The sequence below is a fragment of the Pseudoalteromonas sp. A41-2 genome, from assembly GCF_015767615.1.
GTDB lineage: Bacteria > Pseudomonadota > Gammaproteobacteria > Enterobacterales > Alteromonadaceae > Pseudoalteromonas > Pseudoalteromonas lipolytica.
Map to the genome: position 1 here is coordinate 2408955 of NZ_CP065231.1, position 17018 is coordinate 2425972.

17 protein-coding genes are annotated in these 17018 nt (G+C 42.2%); 12 read left to right on the forward strand and 5 right to left on the reverse strand.

Going from position 1 to position 17018, the window contains the following annotated elements; all coding sequences use genetic code 11:
- The first annotated feature begins 24 nt into the window (after positions 1-24).
- The gene (locus tag IT970_RS10940) at positions 25-1254 is read left to right on the forward strand and encodes a glycerophosphodiester phosphodiesterase family protein (protein ID WP_196857322.1); all 1230 of its coding nucleotides are present in this window, start codon (positions 25-27) and stop codon (positions 1252-1254) included.
- Between the two features lie 87 nt (positions 1255-1341).
- Positions 1342-2079: a dienelactone hydrolase family protein gene (locus IT970_RS10945; protein WP_196857323.1), complete on the forward strand. Its 738-nt coding sequence runs from the start codon at positions 1342-1344 to the stop codon at positions 2077-2079.
- Between the two features lie 10 nt (positions 2080-2089).
- Here the strand turns inward: IT970_RS10945 and IT970_RS10950 are convergent, their stop codons facing one another.
- On the reverse strand, positions 2090-3001 hold the full coding sequence (locus IT970_RS10950) for a LysR family transcriptional regulator (RefSeq protein WP_196857324.1): 912 nt from the start codon (positions 2999-3001) through the stop codon (positions 2090-2092).
- A gap of 136 nt (positions 3002-3137) precedes the next feature.
- Between IT970_RS10950 and IT970_RS10955 the strand changes: the two genes are divergently transcribed.
- Together IT970_RS10955 and IT970_RS10960 are read left to right on the forward strand one after the other, a co-directional pair.
- Entirely contained in the window at positions 3138-3824 is a 687-nt protein-coding gene (locus IT970_RS10955; protein WP_036966898.1) for a type 1 glutamine amidotransferase domain-containing protein, read from the forward strand.
- 104 nt (positions 3825-3928) lie between these two features.
- On the forward strand, positions 3929-4513 hold the full coding sequence (locus IT970_RS10960; RefSeq protein WP_036966894.1) for a rhomboid family intramembrane serine protease: 585 nt from the start codon (positions 3929-3931) through the stop codon (positions 4511-4513).
- An 18-nt stretch (positions 4514-4531) separates the two neighbouring features.
- On the opposite strand, the gene IT970_RS10965 is transcribed toward IT970_RS10960, so the two are convergent.
- Positions 4532-5551, reverse strand: a complete 1020-nt coding sequence (locus tag IT970_RS10965; RefSeq protein ID WP_036966891.1) for an endonuclease/exonuclease/phosphatase family protein — start codon at positions 5549-5551, stop codon at positions 4532-4534.
- Positions 5538-5933: an STAS/SEC14 domain-containing protein gene (locus tag IT970_RS10970; protein WP_036966888.1), complete on the reverse strand. Its 396-nt coding sequence runs from the start codon at positions 5931-5933 to the stop codon at positions 5538-5540. The genes IT970_RS10965 and IT970_RS10970 overlap by 14 nt, the downstream gene beginning before the upstream one ends.
- Before the next feature lie 178 nt (positions 5934-6111).
- Here IT970_RS10970 and yghU point away from each other — a divergent pair, with 178 nt between their 5' ends.
- Genes yghU through IT970_RS10985 form a run of 3 tightly spaced genes read left to right on the forward strand, consistent with a single transcriptional unit; the run spans position 6112 to position 8748 of the window.
- A complete protein-coding gene (gene yghU / locus IT970_RS10975; protein ID WP_182395201.1) occupies positions 6112-6951 on the forward strand; it encodes a glutathione-dependent disulfide-bond oxidoreductase in 840 nt (279 codons plus the stop codon).
- 55 nt (positions 6952-7006) lie between these two features.
- Positions 7007-8305, forward strand: coding sequence for an MFS transporter (locus IT970_RS10980; protein ID WP_182395202.1), 1299 nt, complete (start codon positions 7007-7009; stop codon positions 8303-8305).
- A 59-nt stretch (positions 8306-8364) separates the two neighbouring features.
- Complete coding sequence (locus IT970_RS10985; RefSeq protein WP_036966879.1) at positions 8365-8748, forward strand: hypothetical protein; 384 nt, start codon at positions 8365-8367, stop codon at positions 8746-8748.
- Positions 8749-8774: 26 nt separating this feature from the next.
- Here IT970_RS10985 and IT970_RS10990 read toward each other — a convergent pair whose 3' ends face one another.
- Positions 8775-10700 (reverse strand): alpha/beta hydrolase family protein, encoded by a 1926-nt coding sequence (locus tag IT970_RS10990; protein ID WP_196857325.1) that lies wholly within the window; start codon positions 10698-10700, stop codon positions 8775-8777.
- A 185-nt stretch (positions 10701-10885) separates the two neighbouring features.
- Here IT970_RS10990 and IT970_RS10995 point away from each other — a divergent pair, with 185 nt between their 5' ends.
- The 5 genes from IT970_RS10995 to IT970_RS11015 all read left to right on the forward strand — a co-directional run bounded on the left by IT970_RS10995 (position 10886) and on the right by IT970_RS11015 (position 15340).
- Complete coding sequence (locus IT970_RS10995) at positions 10886-11485, forward strand: FMN-dependent NADH-azoreductase (RefSeq protein ID WP_036966872.1); 600 nt, start codon at positions 10886-10888, stop codon at positions 11483-11485.
- Between the two features lie 156 nt (positions 11486-11641).
- A complete protein-coding gene (locus IT970_RS11000; RefSeq protein WP_118844486.1) occupies positions 11642-13138 on the forward strand; it encodes a cryptochrome/deoxyribodipyrimidine photo-lyase family protein in 1497 nt (498 codons plus the stop codon).
- Positions 13128-13274 (forward strand): DUF2256 domain-containing protein, encoded by a 147-nt coding sequence (locus tag IT970_RS11005; protein WP_074988977.1) that lies wholly within the window; start codon positions 13128-13130, stop codon positions 13272-13274. Before IT970_RS11000 ends, IT970_RS11005 begins: the two co-directional genes overlap by 11 nt.
- A gap of 253 nt (positions 13275-13527) precedes the next feature.
- On the forward strand, positions 13528-14670 hold the full coding sequence (locus IT970_RS11010) for a N(5)-(carboxyethyl)ornithine synthase (protein WP_196857326.1): 1143 nt from the start codon (positions 13528-13530) through the stop codon (positions 14668-14670).
- 241 nt (positions 14671-14911) lie between these two features.
- Positions 14912-15340, forward strand: a complete 429-nt coding sequence (locus IT970_RS11015) for an OsmC family protein (protein WP_074988979.1) — start codon at positions 14912-14914, stop codon at positions 15338-15340.
- Between the two features lie 51 nt (positions 15341-15391).
- Here IT970_RS11015 and IT970_RS11020 read toward each other — a convergent pair whose 3' ends face one another.
- On the reverse strand, positions 15392-16825 hold the full coding sequence (locus tag IT970_RS11020) for a dipeptidase (protein ID WP_230235588.1): 1434 nt from the start codon (positions 16823-16825) through the stop codon (positions 15392-15394).
- Positions 16826-17018: the final 193 nt, after the last annotated feature.

A 17018-nucleotide genomic window follows, 5' to 3' on the forward strand; every position in this document is an offset into this window, starting at 1 on the left:
CTATTCGATTAGAGGGATGCTGTTATGCGCGCACTGGTTTTATGTTGTTTAGTGTTCATTATTCAAGGTTGTAAGAGTCTGCCAGAGGAGCAGGCAGTGCAAGTTGGCGCTAGGCCTTACTATTTAATCGACAATATGCCTGATGGGCCGTTAAAGCAGCAACTTGCGGCATGCGGTAATGGCCCTTTTTACAAAACTGATTTTGTCATTGGTCATCGCGGTGCCCCCATGCAGTTTCCTGAGCATAGTAAAGAGTCATATTTAGCCGCAGCAAGAATGGGGGCTGGCGTACTTGAATGTGACGTTGCCTTTACCAAAGATAAGCAACTCGTGTGTCGTCATTCACAATGTGATTTACACACCACTACCAACATTTTAGCTATTCCAGAACTCGCTGCAAAATGCAGCCAACCTTTTACCCCGGCCAAAGACGGCCAACCGGCTCAGGCTAAATGCTGCACTAGCGATATCACCCAAGCTGAGTTTTTAACGTTAAAAGCAAAAATGGATGGCGCCAATCCAAATGCCAAAACGGTTGCAGAGTATTTGCAAGGGACGCCAAACTGGCGCACTGATTTATATGCAAACAGTGGTACTGTAATGACCCACCAGCAAAGTATTGCGCTGTTTAAAGAACTGGGTGTGAAAATGACCCCTGAGCTAAAAAGCCCAGCAGTTAGCATGCCCTTTGATGGTTTTAGCCAGCAAGATTACGCGCAAAAAATGCTTGATGAATATCAGGCCTTAGGCGTGAATAGCCAAGATGTTTATCCGCAATCATTTAATCTTAACGATGTGAAGTATTGGCTAAACAATCACCCTGAATTTGCAAACAACAGTATTTACCTTGATGGCCGAGATGAGCAAGCACACTTTAATGCTATGGATGAAACAACTTGGCAGCCATCAATGCAGGCTCTGTATGACGATGGAGTACGCATTATTGCACCGCCAATGTGGATGCTATTAAGTCTTGAACAGTCAGGTAAAATCGTGCCCTCGCTGTATGCTATTAAAGCTAAACAAGCCGGACTGAACATCATTACTTGGAGTTTAGAGCGCTCAGGCCCATTAAATAATGGCGGTGGATATTATTACCAGTCGATTGCCCCTGTGATTAAACAAGATGGGCAAATGATGACTGTGATAGACGTCCTTGCTAAGCAAGTGGGAGTGATGGCTATTTTCTCTGATTGGCCTGCTACTCTTACCTATTACGCAAGCTGTATGCAGTACCCTGCCTCAGAGAATTAACTGAGCATCAATAAATTTCAAGGGCTTTTACTCGTCCAAAAGGTGGGGCTGAGGTATTATTGCTTAAACCGTTTTTAGAGGATTAACATGATTATTCAACACCATAGCCACGACATAGATACCCCAACAGGTCTGATGCGAACCAGCATTTACCGCCCAGCTGTCGAAGGCCAATTCCCATGTATTATTTTCTACTCTGAAATTTTTCAAGAAACAGCCCCCATTGCACGCTCTGCCGCTATGCTCGCAGGCCATGGTTTTATCGTGTTAGTGCCTGAGGTTTTTCATGAGTTAAACCCACACGGCACGGTGCTTGCCTACGATGATGAAGGCAAAGATAAAGGCAATGCCGACAAATGGGCTAAACCACTTGAAAGCCACGACTCTGATACCACAGCCCTTATCGCATTTGCCCGCGCGCAAGCGTATTGCACAGGCTGTGTGGGAGCGATGGGTGTATGTATTGGTGGTCACCTTGCTTATCGTGCCGCATTAAACCCAAGTATCAAAGCCGCATTTTGTTTATATGCAACAGACATACACAGTGACACATTGCCCGCACAATCAGGCAATAACTCGTTTGAGCGCATGGCAGATATACAAGGAGAAATTCACTTTATTTGGGGCAAACAAGACCCACATGTACCAAAAGAAGGCCGCCTTAAAATTTACCAACAAGCCGTTGCTACCGGAATTAATTACCAGTGGCAAGAAGTTAACGCACAACATGCATTTATGCGCGATAAGGGAGATCGTTACGACCCAGCTCTCGCTTTAACTATGTACCAACAAGCTGTTGCATTGTTTAATCGTACTTTGCGTTAACCCTGTTTGCTTAAATACCCATCGTGGCAACTTGATTAGCAAAATAATCCTTTAAGTAATCAAGCAATACTCGCAATTTTTTGCTTCCCGCAGCCCCCGGCGGGAAGACACCATACAATTCAATATCAGCCGATTTATACTCATTAAGCACGGTACGTAAAAGCCCGGCTTTTACTTTTGGCCACGCGTCATAAACAGGGATTTTTGCAAGACCATGCCCCGCTTCAACAAATGCCGTGCGCGCTGCGGCATTATTAGTGCTAATCCCGCCTTTAAGGGGAACATCAAAGCGACGCTTATCTTTTTCTAGGCTCAGCGTGGCGCTACTTCGCTGATAAACAACCCAAGTATGGTTCGCTAAATCATCTACGCTTTCGGGCACTGGGTGCTTGGCAAAATAATCAACAGAGCCACATATACACGTTTTCATTGTTGCCAGTTTAGTTGCTTGTAAACTTGAATCAGCAAGCGCAATACCTCGGATCGCTAAATCTATCCCCTCTTTAATAATGTCGACAACGTCATCGCTTAGTTGCAGATCTATATCGATTTTTGGATACAAGCGTTTAAATTGTGCAAGCGCAGGCACAATAAGCTGCAAACCAGCATTCACTGGGCAACTGAGTTTTATCACCCCGACAGGTTCATTTTTTAAGTTTTCTAGATGCAAATTAGCCGCTTGGGCATGTTCAGCAATTGCGTGACAACGCTCATAATAGACTTTACCCGCTTCTGTTAAGGTCATAGTACGCGTTGAGCGGTTTAATAAGGTAAGCTGTAATTGCTGCTCTAGTTTCTTTAAATGATAACTCACCACAGCGCGCGAAAGACCCAGTTGCTCGGCTGCCTTCGTTAAACTCCCCTGCTGCACAATATGTGCAAATACCACCATACTTTTTAACTGTTCAAACGATACATTCATGGCATTCTCCTAAAACCTCGCTCGATTGTATCAATAATTAAACCAATGAAGTCAATTTTATCTGCGTTGTTAAACTTAGCTTTAACCCCTATAGTGATATCAACGCTATTCATTAAACAATTAACGAGGATTAATTATGTCAGCGAAGAAAATCTTAATGGTACTTACTTCACACGATGAATTAGGTAACACGGGTCATAAAACAGGGTTTTGGGTAGAAGAATTTGCAGCCCCTTATTATGCCTTTATTGATGCAGGCGTTGACGTTACATTAGCATCAGTGAAAGGGGGGCAACCGCCTGTAGACCCAAATAGTGCCGCTCCTGATGCTGCAACAGAGGCAACTAAACGTTTTGAAGAAGACAGCGCCGCAAAAACCTTAATGGCAAACAGCAAACCGTTGAGCGAAATGAATGCCGATGAATTCGACGCTGTATTTTACCCAGGCGGCCATGGTCCGCTGTGGGATTTAGTTGATAACCAAGACTCTATTCGTTTAATTGAACAGTTTTTAAACTCTAATAAGCCTGTTGGTGCGGTATGCCATGCCAGTGCCGTCTTATTAAATGCCAAAAATGCCGAGGGTAAGTCGGTAGTGTTTGACAAAAAAGTGACGGGGTTCAGTAACTCTGAAGAAGAGGCTGTACAACTAACGAATGTTGTACCACTTCTTGTTGAAGATGAACTCATTAAACAAGGTGGTCAGTACCAAAAAACCGATGACTGGGGCGTGCTGGCTATCGAAGATGGGTTATTGATCACCGGTCAAAACCCAGCAAGCTCAGAACTTGCAGCTAAAAAACTACTTACTAAACTTGGCTAAAAACGCGAGATAACAACCAGTAAACACCTTGCAAAACAAGGTGTTTACCTTCACTCTTAATACGTTATACTGATTCAGTCGAATTGATTTAAGAGCCTTCAACCATGACTGAAAAATCAGCTACTAAACTTCCCCCTATCAGCAGTAAACGGTTCGCTATTCTGGGCATAATGCTACTGTGTCTTGTACTACAAATTATCAATACACTGCCCGGTATAAACCTTAATGACTTAGGTATCTTGCCTCGCCAACTATCGGGCCTTTCAGGCATATTTTTTGCCCCCTTTTTACACGGTGGCTGGGCACACCTTTTTAGTAATTTAGTGCCCTTTGCGATTCTCGCATGGTTAGTATGTCAATACAGTGTAAAACGCTTTTGGCTGGTATTTGTCAGTACTGCATTGCTTGGAGGATTGTTAGTGTGGATATTTGGCCGCAGCAATATACATGTGGGCTTAAGTGGCGTAATTTATGGCTTGTGGGGCTACTTAATTTGCTATGGTATTATGCATCGCTCATTCAAAGCGATTCTCATCAGTATTGCTGTCGTCATACTTTATAGTGGCTTAATTTGGGGTGTATTCCCGCAGCGTATTCATATCTCGTTCGAAAGCCACTTGTTCGGCGCTATTAGCGGTGCATTTATCGGTTATCTCTTTGCAAAGCGAGACAAACAGCATCTTCGATAATTTTGAGGAGTTATGAATTTAACTCCTTAATGCTAATGTAACCATTACCACACCATGGTCGGTGCTTTGGTCGTCATAGGCAAATTGTGGATTGATTAAGTGCTGATCATAGGTGTGATAGTCAATGACTTCGTAGAAGCTACCTTGAAAGCCTGCATCAAATTCTCTAGAAAGCAAAATGTAATCAAACACCGAACTACTGCTACCAAAGTAATGGGTTGCCTCTCTCTCATTGTCCGTTACAACATGGCGTTGATAAAGTTGCCAACTATCTTGCAGCGCATACTTGGCGGTAAACGCCTTGCTATGTCGACTAGCGGTGAATCGCAATGAGTCAGTAATTAAATGGTTCAGCACGCCATCATGCAGTTCATTATTAAAATCTCCCATCACAATAACAGGATTGTCTGTCTGTGATCTGCGATTGATAATTTCAATTAATAATAACGCCGCTTCACTGCCCCTTTGTATGCTTGACGCCCAGCGCCCTGCTACTTGGTCTTTTAGCTGCAAAAGCAGATTTTGCTCCTCGGTTTTGCTGTTATCTTCAACGCTATTAAGCAGGCTACGCTTTGATTTAAAATGCACAACATAACAATCTACATAACCAATATGTGGCACATCTATCGTGGCGCGAATAATCCGACGACTGTAACAAAACTCCCCGACAAGCCCCATTTGCTGTGCATAGTGAGGGTCGGGTTCAACCTCAGTTAAAGCCATAATTTTATAGCGAGAAGCAATTGCAACAACCGGGTCTCGATATATAAACTCATCGATAACGCTCGGCTCATCAACCACCGCAAAGTGCGCATAGCCTGCATCGTTCACTTGCTGTTTTAATGCATCAATACTAAACACTTCTTGAAAGCCAATAATATCCGGTTGCTGATTGTGAAGATAATCAGCCAACCAACGCTGCTTCTTAGCCCATTGTTCAGCACTATAAATACGCTGAAAATCATAAAACGCATCGGGGGGCGCTAAATAATTGTATAAATTAAATGTCGCTACCTTTAATTGATTAGTTGCTGTCACTGATTACCTTTTCGTGCAACCATTCGGTTGCAATTATTGCATCTTCAAAATACTTCACTTCACCCGTTGTGAACCAATTACCCACTTTGCTGGCTACTTTTTGCCACTTTTTATTACCCAGTACCGCAACACGACAAAATTCCTTGTTGTGTTTCAGCCCTAATTTAAAGTCATCCCAAGCCGCTTGTAATTCCCACCCTTCCAGTTCTGTAATATCTACATATGCTCTAATTTTTGCGCGAGGCACTGCTTTAAGTGCATTATCCACTAAAGGGGTGAGCGTTTCGTAATCAGCGTGGGTAAGCTTACCAACGACTTTAAAAGTTAGGTAAAAGGTACTACCTATGCGCTCTAAACCAATGGCCAAACCGTGTTTTTTCATCTCATGCTCCTTAACAGTCGTCGACTTCGGTATTAAATTACTTTCAATTTAATTACTTAGGTACTTATTACACTCAGTAATAATGCTATTTTCTAACTCTACTTCCCTTGACTAGGTTGATCAACTAGGATGGTAATCTCGTAACAACATTCATTAAAGCACAATTTAGGGAGTTTCAATGAGTAATACCGACAGTTATACGCCACCTAAAGTGTGGCAATGGGACGCTGAAAATGGGGGAGAATGGGCTAAAACAAACCGTCCTGTAGCGGGTGCAACCCATGAACAAGACTTACCTGTTGGTAAGCATGCTTTGCAGCTGTACTCACTTGCGACACCAAACGGTCAAAAAGTGACAATTATGCTCGAAGAGCTATTAGAGCTTGGTATCGACGACGCTGATTATGATGCGTTCTTAATTAAAATAGCGGATGGCGATCAATTCTCTTCTGGCTTTGTTAGTGTCAACCCGAATTCAAAAATTCCAGCCTTAATGGATCATAGCACCACGCCAGTTACCCGCGTATTTGAATCGGGCGCTATTTTACAGTATTTAGCAGAAAAGTTTGATGCGCTTATTCCCAGCGACCATACCAGTAAAACAGAGTGCCGTAATTGGTTATTTTGGCAAATGGGTTCAGCACCCTACTTAGGCGGTGGTTTTGGCCATTTTTACAGTTATGCACCGTTTAAAATGCAATACCCTATTGACCGTTTCACCATGGAAGTAAAGCGCCAGTTAGATGTATTAAATCGTCACTTAAGTGATCATGATTACATGGCTGGTAGCGAATACTCCATTGCCGATATTGCTATTTGGCCATGGTACGGCAGTTTGGTACTGGGTTATTTATACGATGCTGCTGAGTTTTTAGATGTTGAGTCATACAGCCATGTATTACGCTGGGCAAAACAAATTGAACGTCGCCCTGCAGTTAAACGAGGTCGCCGTGTAAATCGTACGTGGGGTGATGAAGCTGAGCAACTTTTAGAACGCCACAGTAAGAACGATTTTTAACAGTGGGGCTGCTATGCAGCCCTTTGCTACATAAATTCCTCTATCCGATTCAAAGATGAAAAAGCTCAGTAAAGAAGACATCTATCAAAGACTCAGCAATACCGAAGACGCGCGCGCCTGCAAGGCCATTGATGAGGCCGCGTGTAAGGTTGTGCCAGGCAACTTTATTACCCTTTTAGTGAGTCAACTATTTAGTAAATTTGCCGATGCTCTGCTCAACCCAAAAGTAACCTTGCCTTGGTTATTACACAGCATTAATGTGCCCAGCAGCTTCATTGCGTGGCTGGTTCCTATTAGAGAGTCTGGCTCAATGTTGCCGCAACTTGCTATTGCCAACGTTATCCGCCAACTTAAAGTACGCAAGTGGGTGTGGGTTGTCGGCGCCATTGTGCAAGCATTATGCATTGTAGCAATGCTCATTACCGCATTAACCCTAACAGGAAGCAGTGCCGGGTATGCCATTCTCACTCTTTTAGTTGTGTTTAGCCTTGCTCGGGGCTTTAACTCTATCGCCGCTAAAGATGTACTTGGAAAAGTGATTCCCAAACAGCAACGTGGCAACATTAGTGGTCTTGCCGCCAGTTTTGCAGGCTTTGCGACACTTACGTTTGGTTTAGGCTTATGGTATTTACAAACGTTAGGCTACGAAAATGGTGTTTATGTTGCGTTGATGCTGGCAGCCCTCATGTGGATATTTGCTGCCCTGAGCTACAGTCGCATCAAAGAATATGAAGGAGCGACTGAAGGAGCTAAAAATGGTTTATTGCATGCGTTTAAGAAACTAAAGCTACTGTACGAAGATAAACAATTTGCCCACTTCATTGTTACGCGTGCTTTATTGCTTTGCTCTGCACTTAGCGCTCCTTTTTATATTGTTTTAGCCAGCGAACAGGCTTTTGATTTTTCTTTGCTTGCTACTTTTATGGCCCTTTCTGGGCTTGCGAGTCTCGTGTCAGCACCCATTTGGGGTAGGTTGAGTGACCTATCAAGTCGACGCGTTTTAATTTTTGCAGCCATGTTAGTCACTCTCAATGGCTTAGCCGTTTATTTAATCGCACACTTTAGCCCTGCAACCCTCCGTGAGTTTTGGCTTCTCCCGTTATGTTATTTTTTGCTCACTGTTGCTCATCAGGGAGTTCGTCTTGGTCGTAAAACGTACTTGGTAGATATGGCTGAAGGCAACAAACGAACCGATTATGTATCGGTGAGCAATACGGTGATCGGTCTTATATTATTGGTACTTGGGAGTGTTGGCTTATTAAATGCATATTTAAGCACCGCAGAGCTGATTCTATTTTACAGTGTGCTGGGTATTGCTGGTGCTATCAGTGCTTGGTTTTTACCTGATGCCTAGACCCCGCCTCAAAAAAAACGCATAATCATGCCGTTTTTATTACATAAAAAGGATTTATCATGAAAAAGCTCTGCTTAGTACTTGCGGCTACACTTGTTTTATCAGCGTGCAGTACAAGTGTACCTATTCGTAACTTCGACAGTAACCCTGTCCCACAAACCGCCAATAAAACACACACTGCTGACAGCGTTAAAACAAATATTCTCAAAGCATGTATGAAACTTGGCTGGACATGTCGCGCGAGCGAAGACGGTAAAATATTAGGAAAGCTTGATATTAGAAAGCACCAGCTGCGTGTTGATATTAACTACAACGCCACTGAGTACTCAATTGATTACAAAGACTCGATCAACTTAGATTATGATGGCGATAAAATTCACCGCCAATACATTAACTGGGTTTCAAACTTAGTCAGAAATATTGATGCAGAATTAGCTTATTAATAAAAAGGCGACCTAAGTCGCCTTTTTTAGTCGCTTTTTAAATGTTCATCAAAGAAATCTAAAAACGCTTTTAATGTTGTAATACGATAAGGCTGATGTGACAGATAATGATCTCCCTCTTCGAGTTCAATATACGTGACATTTTTTCCTTCATCGCTCAGCTCATCTTCCATTTCACGGCTATGATAAACAGGCACAACGTTATCGTCTGAACCATGCACGAGCAAAACTGGACGGTTAATTTGCTTTGCAAAATTAACCGGTGAGTATTTTGCCAACTCATCGTCGTCGGTACCAAATTGCTTACGCACAATTTCTTTATTTGTAAAGTAACGCGCTTTACTCACAATGCGTTCTAAATCGGTGACACCCGCAAAACTCGCGGCACATGTAAATGTTTCAGGATGCTTAACAACAGCCATCAACGCGGCGTAACCACCATAACTTGCACCGCCGATGCAAATTTTATCTTTATTAGCGATACCTTGTGAAACTAACCAAAGAGCGGCATCTTGCAAATCATCTTGCATTTTTTTACCAAACCCTTGCACTGCTGCCATTTCAAATTCATGGCCATACCCACTTGAGCCTCTAAAATTCGGTTGTAAAACGGCATACCCATTGTATGCAAGTAAAGCAGTCCAATAATCAAAACCTGAGTAGTCATGCGCCATAGGTCCCCCATGAGGGAATATAATTGTTGGTAACGTATCCCCTTCTTTATAGCCCACGGGCAAGGTTAAGTACCCTTCAATCGTTAAACCATCACGTGCCTTATAACTAATTTTTTCTTTCCCTGAATAAACACGGTCATCAATGTCTGGGTACGCGCTGGCGAACACGGTGAGTTCATTGGTGTCACGGTTACCAAGCATATATGTTCCCGTGCTTCCATCACCTGTCAGGTAAAGTACATATTGGCGCTGGTTTTCACTGGTATCGATTATATCAATATCAAACTTATCAGCCGGTAATACCGCACGCAGTGATGTATACAGCTTATTTAAATCGTCATCCCAATAACGGATCCCTTCTTCAATATTTGAATGAGTAAACCCTGCAACTTCGCCCGTCAGAGGAGAGTAAAAAATCCCTCCATCAAAGTCGTAATTATCATCACTAAAAACGAGCTCTTGCTTTTTCGTGGTTAAATCCATTTTAAATAATGCGTCATAGCCATTTTGAAGCGCTTTAAAATAGATAATATTGGGGTCTTTATCAAAGCCTAATATTGTCACACTCTCTTGGCTAAATGCTTTAAATTTGAATAATGAGCGGCGGTCTAATGAACCTTCGTCATACAGGAAATATTCAAATTCATCTTCATCCATTTTTCGAGCAATACGCACATTACCTTGACGGTCAGCTATCCAATCGGTCACTTTGCTGCGCTCGCGTTGAACTCTTTTCTTTCTCAGCGTGTTAAGATCGAGCTCATAGACTCCTGGTGTATTTGCTATTTCAAAGTCGCCTTGAATCAAGATTTTATCTTTTTTGTCAGGTAAAAAACTTATAACTTGATCAGCAAACTGGGGTTGGCGTTCATCACGTCCATAGTTAGGCTTAATGGCAAGCTTTGCTTTGCCTTTATCATTAATATTGTACGCATAAAGGCGAGTAGATGAATATTTAGGGCCGCCAATTTGACGTTGTATATAGCGTGCACCGAGAAGTAATACCTCATCGTTTGCCCACGTATACCAATCAAAGAAAATCGTATGATTATCAGCGCGAATAATGGGAACAGCTTCTTGTGTTTTGCGGTTATACACCATTAACACCAGCTCACCTTTTATATTACGAATAAAGGATAAGTGCGTGCCACTTGGTGACAATTTAACCTGGCTGGTAGCTCTTAATGAAGCAAATGATTCAACAGACAGTGACGGCTTTTCTTCTGCGCGAGCAGTCAAGCACAGTACTACAAAAATACTTAGCATTAAGTATTTCATATAAAAGTCCTTTTTTAAAATTGTTAAATGAGCATAACATTAAGCATTTAAAAAATGCGAACAGAAATTATAGCAGCGTTGCAACCGTTCTATTAAAGCGAACGTATCACTCAATTTTTACCATTATTATTTCATTCATACCCTCATTATAATCGTTACATCAATTCAGTTTCTTAGGTGACATGATGAAAAAAGTACTTGTGTTAAATTCATCTTTAAATGGTGAACAAGGTAATTCGACTAAACTTAGCCAGCTATTTGTTGAGCAACTATCAAGCAAACAACAAATTGCTGTCACCACTCGCGATTTAAGCAACGATGCTATTGCTCACTTAACGCAAACAGAAATGGCAGCATGGATGACTGACGCTAACGAACGTAGCGACGAGCAAAAAGCACTGGCGGCTATCTCTGACGAGTTAATTGCAGAACTTACTGATAACGAATTAATTGTTATTGGTATGCCTATGTATAACTTTGGTATTCCATCAACATTCAAAGCATGGATTGACCGTATCGCACGCGCTGGTATTACGTTTAAATACACAGAGCAAGGCGCTGTCGGTTTGCTTGAAAACAAAAAAGTCGTTGTACTCGCTGCTCGTGGCGGTATATATCAAGGCACCGACATGGATACACAAACTAAATACTTAAAAGATGTACTTGGTTTTGTGGGTATCTCAGATATTAACTTTATCTATGCCGAAGGCTTAGCAATGCCGGGAGCAGAGCAAAGCTTGCAAGCTGCAGAGCAACAAATTAGTTCATTTACAGATAACCTGTAAAAAATGGAGCAGCCACGATGACAGTGGCCGCTTTTACTTTTAGTAAAAGCCATTCAATCGTACACATCGCCATAATCAACTATTTCTCTCCTTGAATAATCATATCTGCGTTCTCATACGTATCAATCACGTGTTCAAGCAATTAACTATCAAGCTATGCCCACTGCAGGGAAACAAAAAATCAATATAGTATGGTTTAAACGTGATTTACGGCTTTCTGATCATGCACCACTCGCACAGGCCGCCGATTCACCTTTACCCTGTTTGCTTATCTATAATTTTGAGCCAATTTTGTTAGATGATCCTCATTATAGCCACCGTCACTGGCGATTTGTTTATCAGTCATTATGTGATCTCAATGCACAGCTAAAAAAACAACAAGCCGAAATTGCAATTTACAATCAAGACATGATCTCCTTGCTTGAATCTTTATCTAATGAATTTGATATTAAGGCCATATACAGTCATCAAGAAATTGGCTTACTCAATACCTTTGAACGTGATAAAGCAGTGCATAAATGGCTCAAAGAAAAAGCTATTGTTTGGCATGAAACGCCCTTAGGCGCAGTCGTAAGGGCACGACCAGCACAATTTGATTGGCAGCAGCATTGGCAAACCGTGATGCAGCAACCTTTAATCACGCCTAACTGGCATTCTTTTAATGCTATTTTACCTTCGGGCTACAGTGCTTGCGAGCATGTAAAACAGTATCAAACAAATGATGAGCAGTTTCAGCACGGAGGACCCCACGCAGCCAGAGCCGTATTAAAAAGCTTTATAGAGACAAGAGCTCAGAGCTATCAACAAGGTATTTCGAGCCCATCAAAAAGCAAAGAGTCGTGCTCACGTCTTTCACCCTATTTAGCATGGGGAAACTTAAGCCTTCGTCAAGTGTATCAAACTCTCAGATACTACTTACCCAAACGCCCTTCGAGTTGGCGCCGTTCGCTGCATGCATTCGAATCACGATTGCATTGGCACTGTCATTTTATGCAAAAGTTTGAAACTCAATGCAGCATGGAGTTCGCACCGCAAAATCCTGCGTATCAACACTACCCCTATCGAAATGACGACAAGGTTAGCGAGCACCTATCACGGTTTGAACACGGCAACACAGGCATCCCGCTTATTGACGCCTGTATGCGATGTCTTGCAGCTACAGGCTATATTAACTTTAGAATGCGGGCGATGTTAGTCAGCTTTATGACCCATCATTTAAATATTCACTGGCATTGTGTCAGTCTTATATTGTCGCGCTACTTTTTAGATTTTGAGCCCGGGATTCACTATCCTCAAATACAAATGCAAGCCTCTGTCACTGGCACTAATACGATTCGACTGTACAACCCCATAAAACAATCTGAAGATAAAGACGCAGACGGCATATTTATTAAAACATGGTGCCCAGAGCTTAGTAATTTACCCATCGAATATATCCACCAGCCATGGCAACAGCCACCAATGGAAGCGTTATTTAATAATTTTAAATTGGGTGAAGATTACCCTGAGCCCATGGTTGATTTAACGCAAGCAGCAAAGGAAGCCCGCGAAAGGTTGTGGGCGTTTAGAGAGCGTGATGATGTAAAACATGGTGCCAGAGCGGTACTCAAAAAGCACATCCTCAGTTTACAAAGGCAACACAATGGCACATAAAAAAGTGAACTTACCGACAAAAATATGCCCTGTATGCCAGCGCCCTTTTGCATGGCGTAAAAAATGGCAACGAGACTGGCAACACGTTAAATACTGCTCAGAACGTTGTAAATACACTAAAAACAAAGCGGAATAAAACAATTTAAAAGGAGGCTTAAAGCTCACAAAGCAAACAGTTATCCTGTTATACTCACGGTGTGCGCACACTACAGCACAACCAACGTGTTACTCATAGCACGTTAAAATCCTGATTTATCACTGCTTAACATTCAGCACTTATTAACACCTTTTACTATGCATCACTTTACAGCGTAGGCTTTCGCTTGCCTGTGAGTCCTTTTCGAGTTTATTAACACATGCGTTAATGAACATATAATCAAGGTTGTAGCATGAATAAATTAAAGATCGGCGTCATTGGCACTTCACGCAAAACAGATGAACGACGTTACCCTATTCACCCAGAGCACTTAAAACGGATTCCTGAAGAACACAGAAAGCAGCTTATTTTTGAACAAGGCTACGGAAAAGACTTTAATATAACAGATGATGAAATCGCAGCGCTTACAGGCGGTATCGCCTCTCGCAGCGCACTTTTAAAAGACCTTGGTACAGTGATTATCGCTAAACCCGTTATTGCCGATTTAAACGAATTAAAAGAAGGCGGGACTCTGTGGGGGTATGCTCACTGTGTTCAACAACGCGATATTACCCAAGCAGCTTTAGATAGAAAATTAACCTTAATAGCCTTTGAAGATATGTTTGTTTGGTCACCAAATGGGCATGCGGGTCGTCACACTTTTTATAAAAACAACGAAATGGCTGGTTACTGCGCCGTTATCCATGCATTGCAATTAAAAGGGGTTGACGGTCATTACGGAAATCAACGCAAAACCGTTATTTTTAGTTTTGGTGCTGTTAGTCGTGGGGCAATTTATGCGTTACAAGCTCATGGTTTTAGAGACATTACAATTTGTATTCAACGCCCTGATCATGAAGTTCGTGAAGAGGTTTTAAACTGTCATTACGTTAAAGTACGTCAAGGCTCTGAGGGAGAAGCCCGGATGATGGTCGTAGAACACGACGGAACACACAGACCCTTAATCGACCTCATTAGTGAAGCCGATATTATTGTTAATGGCACTTTTCAAGAAACAGCGAACCCAGTGCATTTTGTGATTGAGTCAGAGGCTGACTGCCTTAAACCGAATAGCTTAATTATAGATGTAAGTTGCGATGAAGATATGGGGTTCTTTTTTGCTAAACCCACGTCATTTGCCGAACCAATGTTTCGTTATAAAACCATTGATTATTACGCTGTTGACCACACGCCTAGCTATTTATGGGAAAGTGCAACACGTTCAATCTCTGCTGCGTTAATTGTTTATCTACCCAGCGTGTTAGCGGGAAGAGCGCAATGGCAAAAAGATGAAACAATTCGACGTGCCATCAATATTGAAAACGGAATAGTAAAAAATAAGGCTATTTTGTCATTCCAAAACCGCCAGTTAACATCGCCCTATCAGGTCCTCTAAATTTACAAAATAAATCGACGTTATTTTTATGTGGTGTTAATTGCCCCAACTTAAGTTGAACGCAAACAGCAAAATAACGTCTTACCAATCAGCTAACGCCATACTAACTTGTTCATAGCAAACGGCTTGTGCACAGTCACCTTGGCCTTTAAGTTGCAACGTATCGTGTAAGTGACACTTTTTTTGGCGAAAACCATGAAAGCATTTCACACTCGCCGAAATAATTACAAAGGAGATGACTATGACGATTAAAAAAACCGCACATTCAAGCTGGTCTGGCGACATTAAATCAGGTAAAGGAAGTATTAGTACCCAAAGCGGTGCTTTAGATAAACAACCGTATGGGTTTAATACCCGCTTTGAGGGCAAGGCTGGTACGAACCCCGAAGAATTAGTTGCAGCAGCACACAGTGGTTGCTTCAGTATGGCACTGTCGCTGGCATTAACAGAAGCAGGGTATACTGCCGATGACATTACAACCAAAGCCACCGTCAGTCTTGATGAAGTCGATGATGGTTTTGAGGTCAGCCACATCGCTCTTGAGGTAACAGCAAAAATAGCTGATATCTCTGAAGAGACGTTTAACGAGCTGTGCCAGCAAACTAAACAAGGTTGCCCTATATCAAAACTCATGAATGCAGAAATTTCCCTTAGCCAAAAATTAAATTAACTAAACAAAAACGCCACTTCATTGAAGTGGCGTTTTTACGTTTGCAAATGATTACATATTTCCGAGCTTTATCATCATCGCGGTGTACATTTTTAAATTCAGCGCTAATTGCTGTTCAGTAATAAACTCATGTTCTGAGTGACCCGTGTATTTTTTACCTGGCATTGATGGCCCAAACGATACAGCATTATCAAACAGCTTTGCATTTGTGCCCCCGCCAATCGACACAAACCCCGCGTCTTCATCACCCGTAAAGTGCTTAAAAATATCCAATAAAGCTTGTGCATGCGGTGCGCTGTCTAACAGCATAGGCGTGCCAATAACAATATCAGTGTCTTTTAATGTCACGTTATTACGTGTTTGCCACGCAGTCAGCGCATTATTAATTTGCTGCTTTAATACGTCTTCTTGCTTTCCGACAGGGCGACGCATATTAACCGACAGCTTAATTTCATTCCCATCACGTGATAACAATGTTGGCGACACAGTCATAGGCCCCATAAAATCATGTTGATAAGCAATTTCACCAAACTGAGCGCCATATAAGTCAAGGCCAATTAACTGGTTAATAAACTCGATTGCTTGACCGTCGCTGTTGTTTTCAAGGTCTAGTCCTTTAAATATTTCAGCAAGATGCGCTATGGCATTTTCGCCCGACTCCGGCTCAGACGAGTGAGCTGAGGTCCCTTTTACTTGCACCAATAAACCTTCTTCTTGTTCTTTTATCGCCACTTTCACGTTTTTAAGTTTACCAACGTTATCGTGTAATTTTGCCACAGTCGCGGCATCCGCATTATGCACTAACACACTGGCATCTTCTGGTATTTGACTTACAAAAGCACCGCCTTTTAAATCAGTGACATATAAGCCTGTTTGCGCTGAAGTGGCTGAAAATGTTGGCGCAATTAAACTCCAGCCTTTTTCTGCCACTACGACCGGATACGACGCATCAATCGTCACCGCATACTTAGGTTGCTGGTAGGTTTTCATAAACTCTTTAAGTGGCGCCCAATCCGACTCTTCAGCAAGGTATACCATCAGTTCAATACGGTTATTTAGAGTAACCCCTTTATCTTTAATGGCTTTCATTGCATGGAGTGCTGTGGCAATTGCGCCCTTATCATCCTCAGTACCACGGGCAATCAGCTTTCCAGGTTCAGAGGTTTTATCCATTTTAAACGGGCTTTGTTGCCATTTACTGGCATCAGCAGGTTGAACATCCCCGTGCGTAACAATCGTTACTTTCTCAGCTTGGTTGCCCATGCCTATTAATACCGTGTAGCCTAAATCTTGATAATCAAAACCAAACTGCGCCGCTTTCATTTTTAAAAATGATTTAAAGCCAATAAAGTCTGGATTATCGGGCGTAGCTAGGCCCTCTTTATTGACCGTTGGATACGAAACTAGATTTTCGAGGGTATGAATTTGTGCTTGTTGATAGCGCTCGACCGCATAGTTAGCCAGTTGTTCACTTTGTTCAGCGATGGCAGCCTGACCAGAAAAGGCACTAAATAAGAATGCAGCAAGTAATGAATGTTTCAAGATAAGTTCCAGAGTTTTAGAAGGTTTTCGCAAGTAGACCTTGATTGTAACGGTTATAATCGCGACATGATATCTCTTGTGCGACGAAAACTGCTCGGCTTCTGAGCAATTGCTCTGTACAATACTGACTGGCCTA

Excerpts from the sequence above, each read along its gene's own strand:
- IT970_RS10940 (WP_196857322.1), top strand. The coding sequence starts at position 25 with ATGCGCGCACTGGTTTTATGTTGTTTAGTGTTCATTATTCAAGGTTGT.
- IT970_RS10945 (WP_196857323.1), top strand. The coding sequence starts at position 1,342 with ATGATTATTCAACACCATAGCCACGACATAGATACCCCAACAGGTCTG.
- IT970_RS10950 (WP_196857324.1), bottom strand. The coding sequence starts at position 3,001 with ATGAATGTATCGTTTGAACAGTTAAAAAGTATGGTGGTATTTGCACAT.
- IT970_RS10955 (WP_036966898.1), top strand. The coding sequence starts at position 3,138 with ATGTCAGCGAAGAAAATCTTAATGGTACTTACTTCACACGATGAATTA.
- IT970_RS10960 (WP_036966894.1), top strand. The coding sequence starts at position 3,929 with ATGACTGAAAAATCAGCTACTAAACTTCCCCCTATCAGCAGTAAACGG.
- IT970_RS10970 (WP_036966888.1), bottom strand. The coding sequence starts at position 5,933 with ATGAAAAAACACGGTTTGGCCATTGGTTTAGAGCGCATAGGTAGTACC.
- yghU (WP_182395201.1), top strand. The coding sequence starts at position 6,112 with ATGAGTAATACCGACAGTTATACGCCACCTAAAGTGTGGCAATGGGAC.
- IT970_RS10980 (WP_182395202.1), top strand. The coding sequence starts at position 7,007 with ATGAAAAAGCTCAGTAAAGAAGACATCTATCAAAGACTCAGCAATACC.
- IT970_RS10985 (WP_036966879.1), top strand. The coding sequence starts at position 8,365 with ATGAAAAAGCTCTGCTTAGTACTTGCGGCTACACTTGTTTTATCAGCG.
- IT970_RS10990 (WP_196857325.1), bottom strand. The coding sequence starts at position 10,700 with ATGAAATACTTAATGCTAAGTATTTTTGTAGTACTGTGCTTGACTGCT.
- IT970_RS10995 (WP_036966872.1), top strand. The coding sequence starts at position 10,886 with ATGAAAAAAGTACTTGTGTTAAATTCATCTTTAAATGGTGAACAAGGT.
- IT970_RS11000 (WP_118844486.1), top strand. The coding sequence starts at position 11,642 with ATGCCCACTGCAGGGAAACAAAAAATCAATATAGTATGGTTTAAACGT.
- IT970_RS11005 (WP_074988977.1), top strand. The coding sequence starts at position 13,128 with ATGGCACATAAAAAAGTGAACTTACCGACAAAAATATGCCCTGTATGC.
- IT970_RS11010 (WP_196857326.1), top strand. The coding sequence starts at position 13,528 with ATGAATAAATTAAAGATCGGCGTCATTGGCACTTCACGCAAAACAGAT.
- IT970_RS11015 (WP_074988979.1), top strand. The coding sequence starts at position 14,912 with ATGACGATTAAAAAAACCGCACATTCAAGCTGGTCTGGCGACATTAAA.